This window comes from Microbacterium galbinum, from assembly GCF_023101185.1.
Classification (GTDB): Bacteria; Actinomycetota; Actinomycetes; order Actinomycetales; family Microbacteriaceae; genus Microbacterium; species Microbacterium galbinum.
Genome location: NZ_CP078077.1, coordinates 210,365 through 225,296, shown reverse-complemented (window position 1 = coordinate 225,296; position 14,932 = coordinate 210,365). Strand labels below are relative to the sequence as shown.

Sequence of the window (14,932 nt, the reverse complement as noted above, 5' to 3'; positions counted from 1 at the left end):
CGGGGCCCTTCGTGTGCGTCAGCGCGAGGTCAGTGGGTGTCCTCTGCCTCGATCTCGGTGCGGTCGCCCGACCACTGCGTGTGGAAGGTGCCTTCCTTGTCGATGCGCTTGTACGTGTGGGCGCCGAAGAAGTCGCGCTGACCCTGCACGAGGGCGGCGGGCAGCCGGTCGGCGCGGATGCCGTCGTAGTACGACAGCGACGACGAGAACGCCGGAGCCGGGATGCCGGCCTGCGCGGCGGTCACGACGACACGGCGCCAGGCGGACTGGCCGCGCGTGAGCGCCTCGGCGAAGTACGGTGCGGTCATGAGCACCGGCAGCTCGGGGGTCTCGGCGTAGGCGTCGGCGATGCGGTTCAGGAACTGTGCGCGGATGATGCAGCCGCCGCGCCAGATCTTCGAGATCGCCCCGAGGTCGATGTTCCAGTCGTACTCGGCGGCGCCGGCACGGATCTCGTCGAAGCCCTGCGAATACGCGACGATCTTCGACGCGTACAGCGCGAGGCGCACGTCCTCGATGAACTGCTCGGTGTTCTCGGCCGAGACGGTGAACTCCTCGTCGGGGCCCGGGAGGGCGCCGGCGACCGCGCGCTGCTCGGGGTGCGACGAGAGCGAACGGGCGAAGGTCGCCTCGGCGATGCCCGAGACGGGAACGCCGAGCGAGAGGGCCGTCTGCACGGTCCATGCCCCGGTGCCCTTGGCGCCTGCCTGGTCGAGGATGACGTCGACGAGCGGCTTACCGGTCTCGGCGTCGACCTGGCGGAGCACCTCGGCGGTGATCTCGATCAGGTACGACTCGAGCTCGCCCTTGTTCCACTCGGCGAAGATGTCGGCGATCTCGGAGGGGCTCTTGCCCGTGCCGCGACGGATGAGGTCGTAGGCCTCGGCGATGAGCTGCATGTCGGCGTACTCGATGCCGTTGTGCACCATCTTCACGAAGTGACCGGCACCGTCGTGGCCGACGTGCGTCACGCAGGGCTCGCCCTCGGCGATCGCCGCGATGGACTTCAGGATCGGGCCGAGGGTGACCCACGACTCGTCCGAGCCGCCGGGCATGATCGAGGGGCCCGTGAGGGCGCCCTCCTCGCCACCGGAGATGCCGGCGCCGACGAAGTTGATACCGGTCTCGCGCACGGCCTTCTCGCGACGGATCGTGTCGGGGAAGTACGCGTTGCCGCCGTCGACGATGATGTCGCCGGGCTCGAAGACCTCGACGAGCGAGTCGATCACGGCATCCGTCGGGCCACCGGCCTTGACCATGATGATCGCCGTGCGCGGCTTCTGCAGCGAGTCGGCGAACTCCTGGTAGGACTGCGCCGGGATGAAACCGGCCTCGGGGTGCGCGTCGAGAAGGCTCTGGGTCTTCTCGTAGCTGCGGTTGAAGATCGCCACCGTGTTGCCCTCGCGGCTGGCGAGGTTGCGGGCGAGGTTCGACCCCATGACGGCGAGTCCGACGACTCCGATGTTGGCTGATGCTTCGGGCACAGAAGGCTCCTCGATCGTGAAGAAGGGTTGTTCTCAGCGTATCGCTGTCACCGGGGACCCGTGCGCGTGTGTCTCGGTTTGCGTCAGCGACCGGCAGGGCGCCGCTCCGGGGGCCTCTACGCTGGATGCAGACGGCGTCTTCGAGGAGGAATCAGCGTGGTGCACAGCGGACCCAGACTGCGAGCGGTGGTAACGGTGCCGTTGCCCGAGGAGCAGTGCCGACTGATCGAAGAACTCGAGCCCCGGCTGGAGGTCGTGCGCGACCACTCGCTCGTGCATCCCGCGCGCTGGCCCGCCGACTGGTCGGGGGATCCGGACCACGTCCGCACCGCCGAGCAGCAGACGGCCTTCGACGCGATGGTCGACTCCGCCGATGTCCTCTTCGGCATCCCCGACGTGGACGCGGCGGCGCTCGCCCGCACCGTGCGTGCGAATGCCGCCCTGCGCTGGGTGATGACGACGGCGGCGGGCGGAGGGGCGTCGGTCAAGGCCGCGGGCCTCGACCGCGCCGAACTCGATCGCGTCGTCTTCACCACGAGCGCGGGCGTGCACGGCGGCACGCTGGCCGAGTTCTCGGTCTTCGCGGTGCTCGCCGGGGCGAAGGGGCTTCCGCGGCTCCTCGCCGACCAGCGCAGCCGCATCTGGCCGGATCGCTGGCAGATGCGTCAGCTCGACGAGATGACCGTGCTGGTCGTCGGCCTCGGCGGCATCGGAGCGGAGTGCGCGCGCCGCTTCCACGCGCTCGGCGCGACCGTGTGGGGCACGACCCGTTCGGGCGAGCCGGTGGATGGCGTCGACCGTCTGATCCCGCTCTCCGAGCTGACGGATGCCGTGGCCCACGTCGACGCGATCGTCGTGACCCTGCCGGGCACCGAGCAGACCCACCACCTGATCGGCGCCGACGTGCTCGCCGCCGTGAAGCCGGGACTGATCCTCACCAACGTCGGTCGCGGCACGGTCGTCGACGAGGCCGCGCTCCTGACGGCTCTCGACGACGGGCGCGTGGCGTTCGCCGGCCTCGACGTGTTCGAGCAGGAGCCGCTCGCCGATCAGTCACCGCTGTGGAGTCATCCCCGGGTCCTTGTGAGCCCGCACACGGCGGCGATCAACGCGAACGAGGAGGAGCGCATCGCGCGCCGCTTCGCCGACAACGCCTCCCGGCTGCTCGACGGTCGACCGCTGCGTGCGGTCGTCGACACCGTCGAGTTCTACTGAGCGGAACTCTCTTGAGCGCGTTCGACGGAGGAGGAGTTCGATGACCGTGCGAATCATCGTGATGGGGCCGAGTGGCTGCGGCAAGTCGACCGTCGGCCTCGCGCTCGCCGAGAGCATCGGGGCCCGGTTCATCGATGCCGACGACCTGCACCCGATCACGAACGTCGACAAGATGGCCGCCGGCATCCCGCTCGATGACGACGATCGGATGCCGTGGCTCGGCGTCGTGGGACGGGCGCTCCAGGCCGACGATCGGATCGTCATCGCGTGCTCGGCGCTGCGTCGCATCTACCGCGATGCGATCAGGGCGGAGTCGTCCGATGCGTTCTTCGCGGAGCTGACCGTCGACAGGGCGGCGCTGGAGGAGCGGATGCGTGCCCGGACCGATCACTTCATGCCGGCGGCTCTGCTGGACTCGCAGCTGGCGACCCTCGAGTCGCTCGAGAGTGACGAGAACGGCATCCGCGTCGAGCCGGCGGACGTCGAACGCAGCGTCTCGTTGATCCGGGCGGCGATCGGGGACCCGGCCGCCTGAGGCGTCAGTCCTTGCGGTAGCCGGAGCGGCCGAGCGAGAACAGCGCGGCGAAGCTGGCGATCGTGGCGCCGACGGTCATCGCGCCGATGACCCAGAGGATGACGTGCGAGAAGAAGGCTCCGTCGAGCATGAGGGGTCTCCGTGATCTGCGAGAAGGCGAACGGTGTCCCCAGCCTATCGGGTGATCCGGTACCATTGATCGAGTACCTCGGCGAGGGATGCTTGCGCGCGTGCGCGAGCATCCGTTATCGACGCGGCGATGCGAGTCCCCGGTGGCTTTCCTCACGTGTCCATGTCGAGAACACGACAACACACAGACCACCGCGCGGCGCAATCGCTGCGTGCCCCGAAGGAGAACCTCATGTCTGAAGACACCAAGGTCCAGGCCGAGCTGCGCAACAGCTTCGGCAAGGGCTTCGCCCGCCGTCTGCGCGCCGCCGGCAAGATCCCGGCCGTCATCTACGGCCACGGCACCGAGCCCGTGCACGTCGCACTGCCCGGCCACCAGGTCTCGCTCATCATCCGTCGCGCCAACGCGCTGCTCGAGCTCGACATCGAGGGCACGCCGCAGCTCGCCCTGGTCAAGGACGTCCAGAAGGACCCCGTGCACCAGATCATCGAGCACATCGACCTCCTGGTCGTGAAGAAGGGCGAGAAGGTCGCCATCGACGTGCCGATCATCGTCACCGGCGAATCGGCTCCCGGCACGATCGCCAACCTCGACGCGACCACGCTGTCGATCGAGGCCGAGGCCACGCACATCCCGCAGAACGTCGAGGTCTCGGTCGAGGGCCTCGAGGACGGCACGCACATCACGGCTGCCGACGTGAAGCTCCCGAAGGGCTCGACGCTGCTGACCGACGCCGAGGTGCTCGTCGTCGCCATCTCCATCCCGGCCCTCGAGGTCGAAGAGGACGAGGCGCCCGCCGAGGGCGAAGAGGCTGCCGCCGAGGAGCCCGCCGCGGAGTGATCTCCGGCTGAATCACCGACAGAGGGGGCGCGATCCGATCGCGTCCCCTCTGTCGTACCCTGACCGGGCGGCCGCCGCGCCCGTGCGAGAGGATGAGGACATGACTTCCCCCTGGCTGGTGGTGGGGCTCGGCAATCCGGGCCCGCGCTACGAAGCGACCCGTCACAACATCGGGCAGATGGTGGTCGACGAGCTCGCCGCGCGCCGCAACGAGAGTTTCCGCGAGCACAAGGGCGGAGCGCGCGTCGTCGAGACCTGGCTCCGGCCGGGCGGCGACAAGATCGTGCTCGCCAAGCCGAACACCTTCATGAACGTCTCGGGCACGCCCGTGGCGGCCCTCGCGCGCTTCTACTCGGTGCCGGCGGAGCAGATCATCGTTGTGCACGACGAGCTCGACATCCCCTTCGACACCGTCAAGCTGAAGACCGGGGGAGGGCATGGCGGTCACAACGGCGTGCGCGACATCGCGCGCGCGATCACCACTCCCGAGTTCCCGCGTGTACGGGTCGGCATCGGGCGCCCCGTCGGACGCCAGGATCCGGCGGACTGGGTGCTCTCGCCGTTCGGCAAGGACGAGAAACCCAACCTGCCGATCCTTGTCTCGGATGCCGCGGACGCCGTCGAGCTCCTCATCGGCGAGGGACTCCTCGCCGCCCAGCAGAAGCACCACGCACCGCGCTGAGGCGCAGGGCGCGGAATCGTGCTGTGCATGGCGCGGACTCGGGCCGCGTAAGGCGTCGCGTCGTGCTTCGTAGGGCGCCTCAGCTGTAGAGGCCGATGCCTCCGGCTGCCGCTCCGGCGCCGAGCGCGACCCCGGCGATGAGGAAGAAGATCGCGGGGCCGACGACCGCGACGATGAGCGCGCCGATTCCCTGGCCGCGACCGCGCTTGCGTGCGATGGCCATGATGCCGAGCACGATCGCGGCGATGCCGAGGATCGTGCCGGCCCAGAACGAGATCTCCGCCCACAGCACCTGGTCGCGGGCGGGGGAGAGGACAGCGAGCGACGAGAGGTCGTCGCTGTTGAGGCGCACGATCGCCTCGGGCACCCGTCGGCCGATCTCGTACGAGGCGAACGCCGCCACGATCGGCGTGACGACGGCGGCGACGAGAGCGAAGACCAGCGACAGCGTGCCGGTCAACTTCGACGGCCGGGGTGCCGGGTCGGGGACGGTGTAGGCACCGGTGGGAGCCGCGTATCCGCCGACCGGCACCTGATAGGCCCCGGGAGGCGCGGCGTAGCCGGGCGCCGGCGGAACAGGCGGAACGGACGCCCCGTACGCCGCAGGTGCGAGAGCCGGAGCGGCAGCGGGCGGTGCGGGTGCGACGGGCGGTGCGGGTGCGACGGGCGGTGCGGCCGGCGGAGCCGGGGGAACGAAGCCTGAGGGCACGGAACCGGACGGCGGAGGAAGCTGGGGATCGGTCACGAGGTCATCCTAGGGTGAAGGGTCAGACCCGGCGGAGCAGGCCGACGCGGTCGTAGACCTGCGCGAGGGTCGCGTCGGCCACGGCATCCGCGCGTCCGGCGTTGTCCGCCAGGATGCGGTCGAGCTCGGCCGGATCGTCGAGGAGCTCGAGCGCGCGGGCGCGCACCGGTTCGAACTCCGACACGACGACCTCCGCGAGGCCCTTCTTGAAGTCGCCGTAGCCGCGCCCGGCGTATTCGTCTTCGATCGACGCGACCTGGCGGCCGGAGAGGGCCGCGTAGATCGTGAGCAGGTTCGAGACGCCGGGCTTGCTCTCACGGTCGAAGCGCACGGAGCCCTCGTTGTCGGTCACCGCGCGCATGATCTTCTTCGCGGACTTGGCCGGATCGTCGAGCATCCACAGCACGCCGGCGTCGCTCTCGGCCGACTTCGACATCTTCGACGTCGGGTTCTGCAGGTCGTAGATGCGCGCGGTGTCCTTCTGGATCACCGGCATCGGCACCGTGAACGTCTCGCCGAAGCGCGAGTTGAAGCGCTCCGCGAGGTCGCGGGTGAGCTCGACATGCTGCTTCTGGTCGTCGCCCACGGGCACCACATCGGTCTGGTACAGCAGGATGTCGGCGGCCATCAGCACCGGATACGTGAACAGCCCGACGCTCGTGGCGTCCTGTCCGTACCGCGCCGATTTGTCCTTGAACTGCGTCATGCGCCCGGCCTCGCCGAAGCCGGTGATGGTGCTGAGGATCCAGGCGAGTTCGGCGTGCGCCCGCACGTGCGACTGCACATACAGCGTCGACTGCGAGGGCTCGATGCCGGCGGCGATGTACTGCGCGGCGGTGCGGCGCGTCTTCTCGCGCAGCACTGCGGGATCCTGAGCGACGGTGAGGGCATGCAGGTCGACGACCGAGAAGTACGCGTCGTACGAACTCTGCAGATCACGCCACTGGAGGAGCGCCCCGATGTAGTTGCCGATCTGGAGGGAGTCGGCGGAGGGCTGCATTCCTGAGTAGAGGCGAGGCTTGGTCACGCGTTCAATCCTATGGGGCGGGGGAAGTCGCCGGTGCCGGGTCAGTAGGTGTAGTCGACGACAACCGGAGCGTGGTCGCTCCAGCGCTGGTCGTACGCGGCGGCGCGGGCGACGTGGTAGCCGGTGGCGCGCTCGGCGAGTGCAGGCGTCGCGAGGTGGTAATCGATGCGCCACCCGGAGTCGTTGTCGAACGCCTGGCCGCGCATCGACCACCAGGTATAGGGCCCCTCGACCTCTCCGTGGAAGCGGCGGCCGACATCGACCCAGCCGAGCCCGGTGCCGACCGTGCCGTCGACACCCGTCACCTCGGTGCCCGCTGCGCCGAGGAAGCGATCGAAGTAGGCGCGTTCACGGGGGAGGAACCCGGCCTTCTTGCGGTTGCCGCGCCAGTTCTTGATGTCGAGTTCACGGTGGCCGACGTTGAGGTCGCCGGTCACCAGGGCGAGGGCATCGTCGGCGCCGAGTTCGCTCAGGCGCGGGCCGAAGGCATCGAGGAACTTCCACTTCTCGTCCTGCTTCGGGGTGTCGGCCTCGCCGGAGTGCACGTAGGCGCTGACCACGGTGAGCGGACGGTCGCCGAGCAGGAAGTCGGCCTCGATCCACCGGCCCTTCGAGTCGAAGTCCTCGGCGCCGAACGCCGTGCGGGAAGCGAGCGCCGGAACGCGGCTGGCGATCGCGACGCCGGCGCGACCCTTGGCGGTCGCCTCGTCGTGCACGAACGACCAGCCGGGCAGGGCGGCTGCGAGATGCTCGTCCTGACCGCGGACCTCCTGGAGCGTCAGGACGTCGACGTCGGCGGCGTCGAGCCATCCGCTCATGCCGTTGCGGGCGGCCGCCCGGATCCCGTTGACATTGACCGAGGCGATACGCAGATGAGGCATGTGAACCAGCCTACGGGCGGGGTCGGACATTGCCTGTCGTCACGGCGTCCGCCTCGGCGTCCGCCCGCGCATCCGTCAGCCTCTGCTGCGCGGCCTTCAGCGCGCGTCGTGCGGCCGGTCGCCGGTACCAGGGCGCCGTGTCGACGGCCTCCTGCGCTCGGCGCACCTGCACGCGGGCGGCGAGCAGGAGCGCCTGCTTCTCGGCCCGACGCGCCGTTGCCTCGTCTTCGCGCTCGAGCGGCTGATCCTTGTCCTCGGCCGCCACCGCGATCCACGAGGCCGCCATCAGCACCACGATCGCCAGCCAGCGGCACCACAGCAGCAGACCGATGATCACGGTGAAGGAGGCGAGCAGTGGATTGCTGGGCACGTGCGAGAGCAGCAATCCGGCACCGAGCTGCAGCACGACCATCGCGCCTCCGCCGAGCATCGCACCGGGCCAGATGAATCGCCAGTGCAGATGCGTACCCGTCAGGAAGCGCACCAGCATCGCCAGCGCGGTCGCATCGAGCGCGAAGGCCACGACGACCGAGACGGTCTGCGCGCCGAACGAGAAGAACCAGGTGCCGGTGCTCCAATCGAAGAGCAGGAAGATCTGCTCCAGCGCCCAGACGCTCAGGGAGATGAGCACCGCGCCGACGAGCATGGCCCCGCCGAAGACGATCGCCGCGAAGAAGTCGCGCATCTTGAGCAACCAGTACGGGCGCGCATCGAACGGCAGTCCGAAGAGGTCGCGCACCGCGCGCCGGGTGAAGGTCACCGCGCTCACCGCCGTCCACAGCGCCACGCCGACGGCGATCGCTCCGGTGACGCCCAGGATGCCCGTGGAGTCCTGAGCGATCTGGGTGACGTCCTCGACCGAGAACAGGCCGCCCTCCGGGGCGATCAGCCCGGGGATGTACGTGTTGACCAGGCGCACGAGGGCTTCGATCGCGAGGCTGCTCGCTCCGAGCCAGAGACCCGCGCCCGCGAAGCCGACGTACAGCAGCGCGAAGAGGGCGAAGAGCACGTAGTAGCTCATCCCCGCCGACAGCAGGAAGCCGTTGCTGAACGCGAAGTTGCGCCAGACCCGCACCGGGAAGGCGGCGAGGGTGCGGTCCTTCAGCTCCGTCACACGCTCGATGGGGGCCTCGAGCCGCGCGCGGAGGGGACGGGGAGCGGACATGCCCTCCACATTATCGATCGGTGACAACGGGCCGAAACGCGAGAACGGGCGGCTCCCGAGGGAGCCGCCCGTTCTCGAACGAATGCCGGATGCAGGTCAGGGGCGTCCGCGCAGAACGGCCTGCTTGACCTCGGCGATCGCCTTCGTGACCTCGATGCCACGGGGGCAGGCCTCGGAGCAGTTGAAGGTCGTGCGGCAGCGCCAGACGCCCTCCTTGTCGTTGAGGATGTCGAGACGCACGGCGGCGTTGTCGTCGCGCGAGTCGAAGATGAAGCGGTGCGCGTTGACGATCGCCGCCGGGCCGAAGTACTGACCGTCGGTCCAGAAGACGGGGCACGACGAGGTGCACGCCGCGCACAGGATGCACTTGGTGGTGTCGTCGAAGATCTCGCGGTCGGCGATCGACTGCGTGCGCTCCTTGCCCTTCTCGGGAACGGAACTCGCGACGAGGAACGGCTGCACCTCGCGGTAGGAGGCGAAGAACGGCTCCATGTCGACCACGAGGTCCTTCTCGAGGGGGAGGCCCTTGATGGCCTCGACGTAGATCGGCTTCGAGATGTCGAGGTCCTTGATCAGCGTCTTGCAGGCGAGACGGTTGCGACCGTTGATGCGCATGGCATCCGATCCGCAGATGCCGTGCGCGCAGGACCGACGGAAGGTCAGCGAGCCGTCGACCTCCCACTTGATCTTGTGGAGCGCGTCGAGCACGCGGTCGGTGGAGTAGAGCTCCACGTCGTAGTCGACCCAGTGCGGCTCGGAGTCGACCTCGGGGTCGAAGCGGCGGATGTTGAAGGTGACGATGAAGGACTGGATCCCGGTCTCTTCGGTCGTGTCTGCGGGGGCTTCGGCGATGGCGTTTGACATGCTCAGTACTTCCTCTCCATCGGCGGGTAGTTCAACTCGCCCTGCTCGTTCTTGGTGAAGACGACGGGCTTCCAGTCGAGCTTGATGTGGTCGCCCGGGTCGGACGAGTGCGCGTCTCCGGTGAGGTACGCCATCGTGTGCTGCATGTAGTTCTCGTCGTCGCGCTTCGGGAAGTCGTCGCGCATGTGGCCGCCGCGGCTCTCCTCGCGATTCTGCGCGGCGTAGACGACGACCTCGGCGATGTCGAGCAGGAAGCCCAGCTCGACGGCCTCGAGGAGGTCGGTGTTGAAGCGGTGGCCCTTGTCGTCGACGTGCACGTTCTTGTAGCGCTCGCGCAGCTCGGCGATGACGCCCAGCACGTGCTGGAGCGACTCGTGCGTGCGGAAGACCTGTGCGCCCTTGTCCATCTCGTCCTGCAGCGTCTTGCGCAGCACGGCGATGCGCTCGGTGCCCTGGTTACTGCGCAGACCCTCGAGCATGTCGGAGACGAATCCGGCCGGGTTCTCCGGGAGCGGCACGAACTCGGCCGTCTTGACGTACTCGACCGCGTTGCGGCCGGAGCGCTTGCCGAACACGTTGATGTCGAGCAGCGAGTTGGTGCCGAGACGGTTGGCGCCGTGCACCGAGACGCACGCGCACTCGCCGGCCGCGTAGAGACCCGGGACGATCGTGTCGTTGTCGGCGAGCACCTCGCCGTTGTTGTTCGTGGGGATGCCGCCCATCGCGTAGTGCGCGGTCGGCATCACGGGCACCGGCTCGACGACCGGGTCGACGCCCAGGTACGTGCGGGCGAACTCGGTGATGTCGGGGAGCTTGGTCTCGAGGACCTCGGCGCCCAGGTGCGTGCAGTCCAGCAGCACGTAGTCCTTGTGCGGACCGGCGCCGCGGCCCTCCGCGACCTCCTGCACCATGCAGCGCGCGACGATGTCGCGGGGAGCGAGGTCCTTGATGGTCGGCGCGTAGCGCTCCATGAAGCGCTCGCCCGAGGCGTTGCGCAGGATCGCTCCCTCACCGCGGGCACCCTCGGTGAGCAGGATGCCGAGGCCGGCGAGACCGGTCGGGTGGAACTGGAAGAACTCGAGGTCCTCGAGCGGGAGGCCCTTGCGCCAGACGATCCCGACGCCGTCACCCGTGAGGGTGTGCGCGTTGGAGGTGGTCTTGAAGATCTTTCCGAATCCGCCGGTGGCGAAGATCACGGCCTTCGCCTGGAAGACGTGCAGCTCACCGGTGGAGAGGTCGTAGGCGACGACGCCGGAGACCTGCGTCTTGCCGTCGGCATCCTTCACCGTCAGCAGGTCGAGCACGTAGAACTCGTTGAAGAAGTTGATGCCGAGCTTGACGCAGTTCTGGAACAGCGTCTGCAGGATCATGTGGCCGGTACGGTCGGCCGCGTAGCAGGCGCGGCGCACCGGCGTCTTGCCGTGCTCGGCCGTGTGACCGCCGAAGCGACGCTGGTCGATCTTGCCCTCGGGCGTGCGGTTGAAGGGGAGGCCCATGTTCTCGAGGTCGATGACCGCGTCGATGGCCTCCTTCGCGAGGATCTCCGCCGCGTCCTGGTCGACGAGGTAGTCGCCGCCCTTGACCGTGTCGAAGGTGTGCCACTCCCAGGAGTCCTCCTCGACGTTGGCGAGCGCCGCGGCCATGCCGCCCTGCGCCGCACCCGTGTGCGAACGGGTCGGGTACAGCTTCGAGATCACCGCGGTCTTCGCACCGGGGCCCGCCTCGATCGCCGCGCGCATGCCGGCGCCGCCGGCGCCCACGATGACGATGTCGAACTGGTGGTAGTGCACGCCGTCACGGACGACGGAATCCTGCGTCTCGGTAGTCACTTCTCGTATGCCTTCTTCTTTAGTTGCCCAGCGACTGGCACGAATCCCACAGCGTGCTCGACTCGGTCACGCCCAAGCAGGGGTCGAACGTGAACACGACGAGCGTGCCGAGCAGGATCAGCAGTCCGGCGGCGAGGCCGAGTGCCCAGATGAGCGCCTTGCGGGCGGTGTTGTTCGTGACGTAGTCGTTCACGATCGTGCGCATGCCGTTCGCGCCGTGGATCAGCGCGAGCCACAGCATCAGCACGTCCCACCACTGCCAGAACGGGGTCGCGAACTTGCCGGCGATGAACGCGAAGTCCAGGGCGTGGATGCCCTCGCCGACCATGAGGTTGATGAAGAGGTGGCCGAAGATCAGCACGACGAGCACGATGCCCGAGGCGCGCATGAAGATCCAGCCCCACTTCTCGAGGTTGAATCCGCGGCGGCGACGGGCCGGCGCTGCGATGGTCTGCGAGGACATCAGTGTCCACCCCCCGTGAATCCGGCGAACGCGAGCATGAGGTGTCGCGGCACGAAACCGGCCATGATGATGCCCCACACCAGCAGCACGCCCCAGAAGAGCTGTCGCTGGTACTTCGCGCCCTTCGACCAGAAGTCGACGGCGATGATGCGCAGTCCGTTCATCGCGTGGAACACGATGCCCGCGACCAGGACGACCTCGCCGATCGCCATGATCGGGTTCTTGTAGGTGCCGATGACGGCGTTGTACGCCTCGGGTGAGACCCTGATCAGCGCCGTGTCGAGCACGTGCACCAACAGGAAGAAGAAGATGGCGACTCCGGTGATGCGGTGAAGCACCCACGACCACATGCCTTCGCGACCCCGGTAGAGGGTGCCGCGGGGGGTCTTGGACGTGGTTTCCGAAATCGACGGTGTCAAGCGAGCGCTCGTGGACACGGTCGTCCTCCCTGGATCGATGTGCGTCGGTCGCATGCCGCCAGGCACGCCCGATCGGTGTCCATCCTATTCCCGTCTTCCAGCGGGGGGCGACGAAGGGGAACCTAACTCCGGCGGGTCTTGAGGCGTTCTTGAGCAGCACCGGGAGTCTGCGATCGCCCCGGGATACCCTGGCGGGATGACGGAACCGATCGAAGACTTCTACGCCGTGATCCCCGCGGGCGGAATCGGCAGCCGGCTGTGGCCGCTGTCCCGAGCGGATGCGCCGAAGTTCCTGCACGACCTCACCGGGTCGGGTCACTCGCTGCTGCGCGACACCTGGGACCGGCTCGTTCCCCTCGCGGGCCCCGATCGCATCGCCGTCGTCACCGGTCGCGCTCACCGCGCCGCGGTCGAGGAGCAGCTGCCGGGCATCGCCGATCTGAACGTCTTCCTCGAATCCGAGCCGCGCGAGTCCGCTGCTGCGATCGGCCTCGCCGCCGCCATCCTCCACCGCCGCGACCCCGACGTGATCATCGGGTCGTTCAGCGCCGATCACGTCATCCGCGGTACGCGCGTGTTCGAGTTCGCGGTGCGGGATGCCGTGGAGGTGGCCCGTGAGGGCTACATCTGCACCATCGGCATCTCACCCACGGAGCCGGCCGTCGGATTCGGCTACATCAAGATGGGCGCCGAGCTCGTGGTCGACGGCGCGCGCGAGGCGGCGCTCGTCGACACCTTCGTCGAGAAGCCCGACCTCGAGACGGCGAAGGGATACCTCGCCGACCGCGGCTACCTGTGGAACGCGGGGATGTTCATCGCGAAGGCGAGCGTGCTGCTCGACGAGCTCGCGGCGAACGAGCCCGAGCTGCACGCGGGACTGCAGGAGCTGGCCGAGGCCTGGGACGACCGTGAGGCCCGCGGTCCCGCGGTCGATCGGATCTGGCCGCGTCTGAAGAAGATCGCGATCGACTACGCCGTGGCCGAGCCGGCCGCGCGCCGCGGGCGCCTCGCCGTGGTTCCGGGCCACTTCGACTGGGACGACGTGGGGGACTTCGCCTCGCTCACGAAGCTCATCACGAACGGGCGCAAGAACGATCTCGCGGTCCTCGGGCCGCACGCCCGCGTGCTGTCGGATGCCGCGAGCGGAATCCTCGTGAGTCAGACCTCGCGGGTGATCAGCCTGGTGGGCGTTCAGGACATCGTGGTGGTCGACACGCCCGATGCGCTGCTGGTCACGACGGTCGAGCACGCGCAGCGGGTGAAGGGTGTCGTGGAGTCGCTCAAACTCACGGGACGGGGCGATGTGCTCTGATGAGCAGCGCATCGTGCTCATCGGCGCTCCAGGTTTCGAGTTTGTAAAGATTCACCGGACCCAGGGCCGCCGGTATGCGAAAAGGGTGAAACAGTAGGTAACTTTGATCGATCCGCGAGGGACGCGGTTCCGTTCAGGGAGGCACTGAGTTGACCATCTCCACCACCAAGAAGCTTCTCGGCGCGACCGTCGCCGCGAGCGTCATCTTCGCTCTCGCCGGCTGTGGCCAGGCACCGGCCGAATCGGGCGGCGACGCGGGCGGCGACACCCCCGACTTCCTGCCCTGCATCGTCTCCGACATGGGCGGCTTCGACGACAAGTCGTTCAACCAGCTCTCGTTCGAGGGCGCCACGAAGGCCGCCGATGAGCTCGGTGTCAAGCTGAAGGACGTCCAGTCCAACGCCGAGACCGAGTACGGTCCCAACATCACGAACCTCGTCGACGAGGGCTGCAACGCGATCGTCGCCGTGGGCTTCGCCCTCTCGGCCGCCACGGTCGAGGCTGCCACCGCCAACGAGGACGTCGACTTCATCCTCGTCGACGACGCCGCCGACAACGACTTCGACGGAACCAAGGACGCGGACAACATCAAGCCGCTCCTCTACGACACCGCCCAGGCCGCCTTCCTCGCGGGCTACCTGTCGGCCGGCTACTCGAAGACCGGCAAGGTCGGCACCTTCGGTGGCATGGAGTTCCCGACCGTCACGATCTTCATGGACGGCTTCAAGCAGGGCGTCGACCACTACAACGAGGTCAAGGGCACCGACGTCCAGGTCGTCGGTTGGGACGGCAAGACCGGCTCGTTCACGGGTGGCTTCGAGGCCAACCAGGACGCCAAGCAGGTCGCCGTCAACGTTCTCGACCAGGACGTCGACGTCATCTTCCCCGTCGGCGGCCCGATCTACCAGTCGGCGCAGCAGGCCATCAAGGAGTCCGGTAAGGATGTCGCGCTGATCGGCGCCGACGCCGACCTGTTCGAGACCGACCCGAGCACGGAGGACGTCGTGCTCACCTCGGTCCTCAAGGCCATGGACCTCTCGACCTACGAGGCCGTCCTCGCCAGCGGCAAGGGCGAGTTCGACCCGGAGACCTACATCGGCACGCTGGAGAACGAGGGCGTCGGCATCGCCGACCTCCACAACTTCGCCGACAAGGTCGACGCCGGCCTGCAGGACGAGGTCACCCAGCTGCAGCAGGACATCATCGACGGCACCGTCACCGTCAACTCCTACCTGAGCGAGTGATTCACTGAGAACGGGGAGGCCGACGCTCGTCGGCCTCCCCGTTCCGTCCTGTCGGGAGGCATTCCCGACGCTCCGGTCTGCTGAATAGGATCGAATA

16 protein-coding genes are annotated in these 14,932 nt (G+C 68.2%); 6 read left to right on the top strand and 10 right to left on the bottom strand.

The annotated features are described in order from the left end of the window. Positions 1-29: 29 nt before the first annotated feature. A complete protein-coding gene (gene gndA, locus KV396_RS01185) occupies positions 30-1,484 on the bottom strand; it encodes an NADP-dependent phosphogluconate dehydrogenase (protein WP_282185362.1) in 1,455 nt (484 codons plus the stop codon). A 186-nt stretch (positions 1,485-1,670) separates the two neighbouring features. Here gndA and KV396_RS01180 point away from each other — a divergent pair, with 186 nt between their 5' ends. Together KV396_RS01180 and KV396_RS01175 are read left to right on the top strand one after the other, a co-directional pair. Next, positions 1,671-2,699, top strand: a complete 1,029-nt coding sequence (locus KV396_RS01180) for a D-2-hydroxyacid dehydrogenase (protein ID WP_407665555.1) — start codon at positions 1,671-1,673, stop codon at positions 2,697-2,699. Positions 2,700-2,739: 40 nt separating this feature from the next. Beyond that, positions 2,740-3,234: a gluconokinase gene (locus tag KV396_RS01175; RefSeq protein WP_247956578.1), complete on the top strand. Its 495-nt coding sequence runs from the start codon at positions 2,740-2,742 to the stop codon at positions 3,232-3,234. 4 nt (positions 3,235-3,238) lie between these two features. Here the strand turns inward: KV396_RS01175 and KV396_RS16780 are convergent, their stop codons facing one another. Next, positions 3,239-3,364, bottom strand: a complete 126-nt coding sequence (locus KV396_RS16780) for a hypothetical protein (RefSeq protein ID WP_281731609.1) — start codon at positions 3,362-3,364, stop codon at positions 3,239-3,241. Between the two features lie 231 nt (positions 3,365-3,595). Here KV396_RS16780 and KV396_RS01170 point away from each other — a divergent pair, with 231 nt between their 5' ends. Together KV396_RS01170 and pth are read left to right on the top strand one after the other, a co-directional pair. Continuing rightward, positions 3,596-4,204: a 50S ribosomal protein L25/general stress protein Ctc gene (locus KV396_RS01170; RefSeq protein WP_247956577.1), complete on the top strand. Its 609-nt coding sequence runs from the start codon at positions 3,596-3,598 to the stop codon at positions 4,202-4,204. 100 nt (positions 4,205-4,304) lie between these two features. Continuing rightward, positions 4,305-4,886, top strand: coding sequence for an aminoacyl-tRNA hydrolase (gene pth / locus KV396_RS01165; protein ID WP_247956576.1), 582 nt, complete (start codon positions 4,305-4,307; stop codon positions 4,884-4,886). Positions 4,887-4,965: 79 nt separating this feature from the next. Here the strand turns inward: pth and KV396_RS01160 are convergent, their stop codons facing one another. The 8 genes from KV396_RS01160 to sdhC all read right to left on the bottom strand — a co-directional run bounded on the left by KV396_RS01160 (position 4,966) and on the right by sdhC (position 12,210). Next, the gene (locus KV396_RS01160) at positions 4,966-5,631 is read right to left on the bottom strand and encodes a hypothetical protein (protein ID WP_247956575.1); all 666 of its coding nucleotides are present in this window, start codon (positions 5,629-5,631) and stop codon (positions 4,966-4,968) included. A gap of 22 nt (positions 5,632-5,653) precedes the next feature. Next, a complete protein-coding gene (gene trpS / locus KV396_RS01155; RefSeq protein ID WP_247625264.1) occupies positions 5,654-6,631 on the bottom strand; it encodes a tryptophan--tRNA ligase in 978 nt (325 codons plus the stop codon). Between the two features lie 68 nt (positions 6,632-6,699). Then, positions 6,700-7,539, bottom strand: a complete 840-nt coding sequence (locus KV396_RS01150; RefSeq protein ID WP_247634313.1) for an exodeoxyribonuclease III — start codon at positions 7,537-7,539, stop codon at positions 6,700-6,702. 10 nt (positions 7,540-7,549) lie between these two features. Continuing rightward, on the bottom strand, positions 7,550-8,704 hold the full coding sequence (locus tag KV396_RS01145; protein WP_247956574.1) for a YihY/virulence factor BrkB family protein: 1,155 nt from the start codon (positions 8,702-8,704) through the stop codon (positions 7,550-7,552). Between the two features lie 96 nt (positions 8,705-8,800). Beyond that, positions 8,801-9,568: a succinate dehydrogenase iron-sulfur subunit gene (locus KV396_RS01140; RefSeq protein ID WP_247624840.1), complete on the bottom strand. Its 768-nt coding sequence runs from the start codon at positions 9,566-9,568 to the stop codon at positions 8,801-8,803. 2 nt (positions 9,569-9,570) lie between these two features. Then, positions 9,571-11,397, bottom strand: coding sequence for a succinate dehydrogenase flavoprotein subunit (sdhA, locus tag KV396_RS01135; protein ID WP_247956573.1), 1,827 nt, complete (start codon positions 11,395-11,397; stop codon positions 9,571-9,573). Between the two features lie 19 nt (positions 11,398-11,416). Beyond that, complete coding sequence (locus tag KV396_RS01130; RefSeq protein ID WP_247634316.1) at positions 11,417-11,860, bottom strand: succinate dehydrogenase hydrophobic membrane anchor subunit; 444 nt, start codon at positions 11,858-11,860, stop codon at positions 11,417-11,419. Continuing rightward, positions 11,860-12,210, bottom strand: a complete 351-nt coding sequence (gene sdhC, locus KV396_RS01125) for a succinate dehydrogenase, cytochrome b556 subunit (protein ID WP_407665553.1) — start codon at positions 12,208-12,210, stop codon at positions 11,860-11,862. Before sdhC ends, KV396_RS01130 begins: the two co-directional genes overlap by 1 nt. Positions 12,211-12,475: 265 nt before the next feature. Here sdhC and KV396_RS01120 point away from each other — a divergent pair, with 265 nt between their 5' ends. Both KV396_RS01120 and KV396_RS01115 read left to right on the top strand, forming a co-directional pair. Next, positions 12,476-13,591, top strand: coding sequence for a mannose-1-phosphate guanylyltransferase (locus KV396_RS01120; protein WP_247956572.1), 1,116 nt, complete (start codon positions 12,476-12,478; stop codon positions 13,589-13,591). 149 nt (positions 13,592-13,740) lie between these two features. Then, positions 13,741-14,835, top strand: a complete 1,095-nt coding sequence (locus KV396_RS01115; protein WP_247624835.1) for a BMP family lipoprotein — start codon at positions 13,741-13,743, stop codon at positions 14,833-14,835. Positions 14,836-14,932 lie beyond the last annotated feature (97 nt).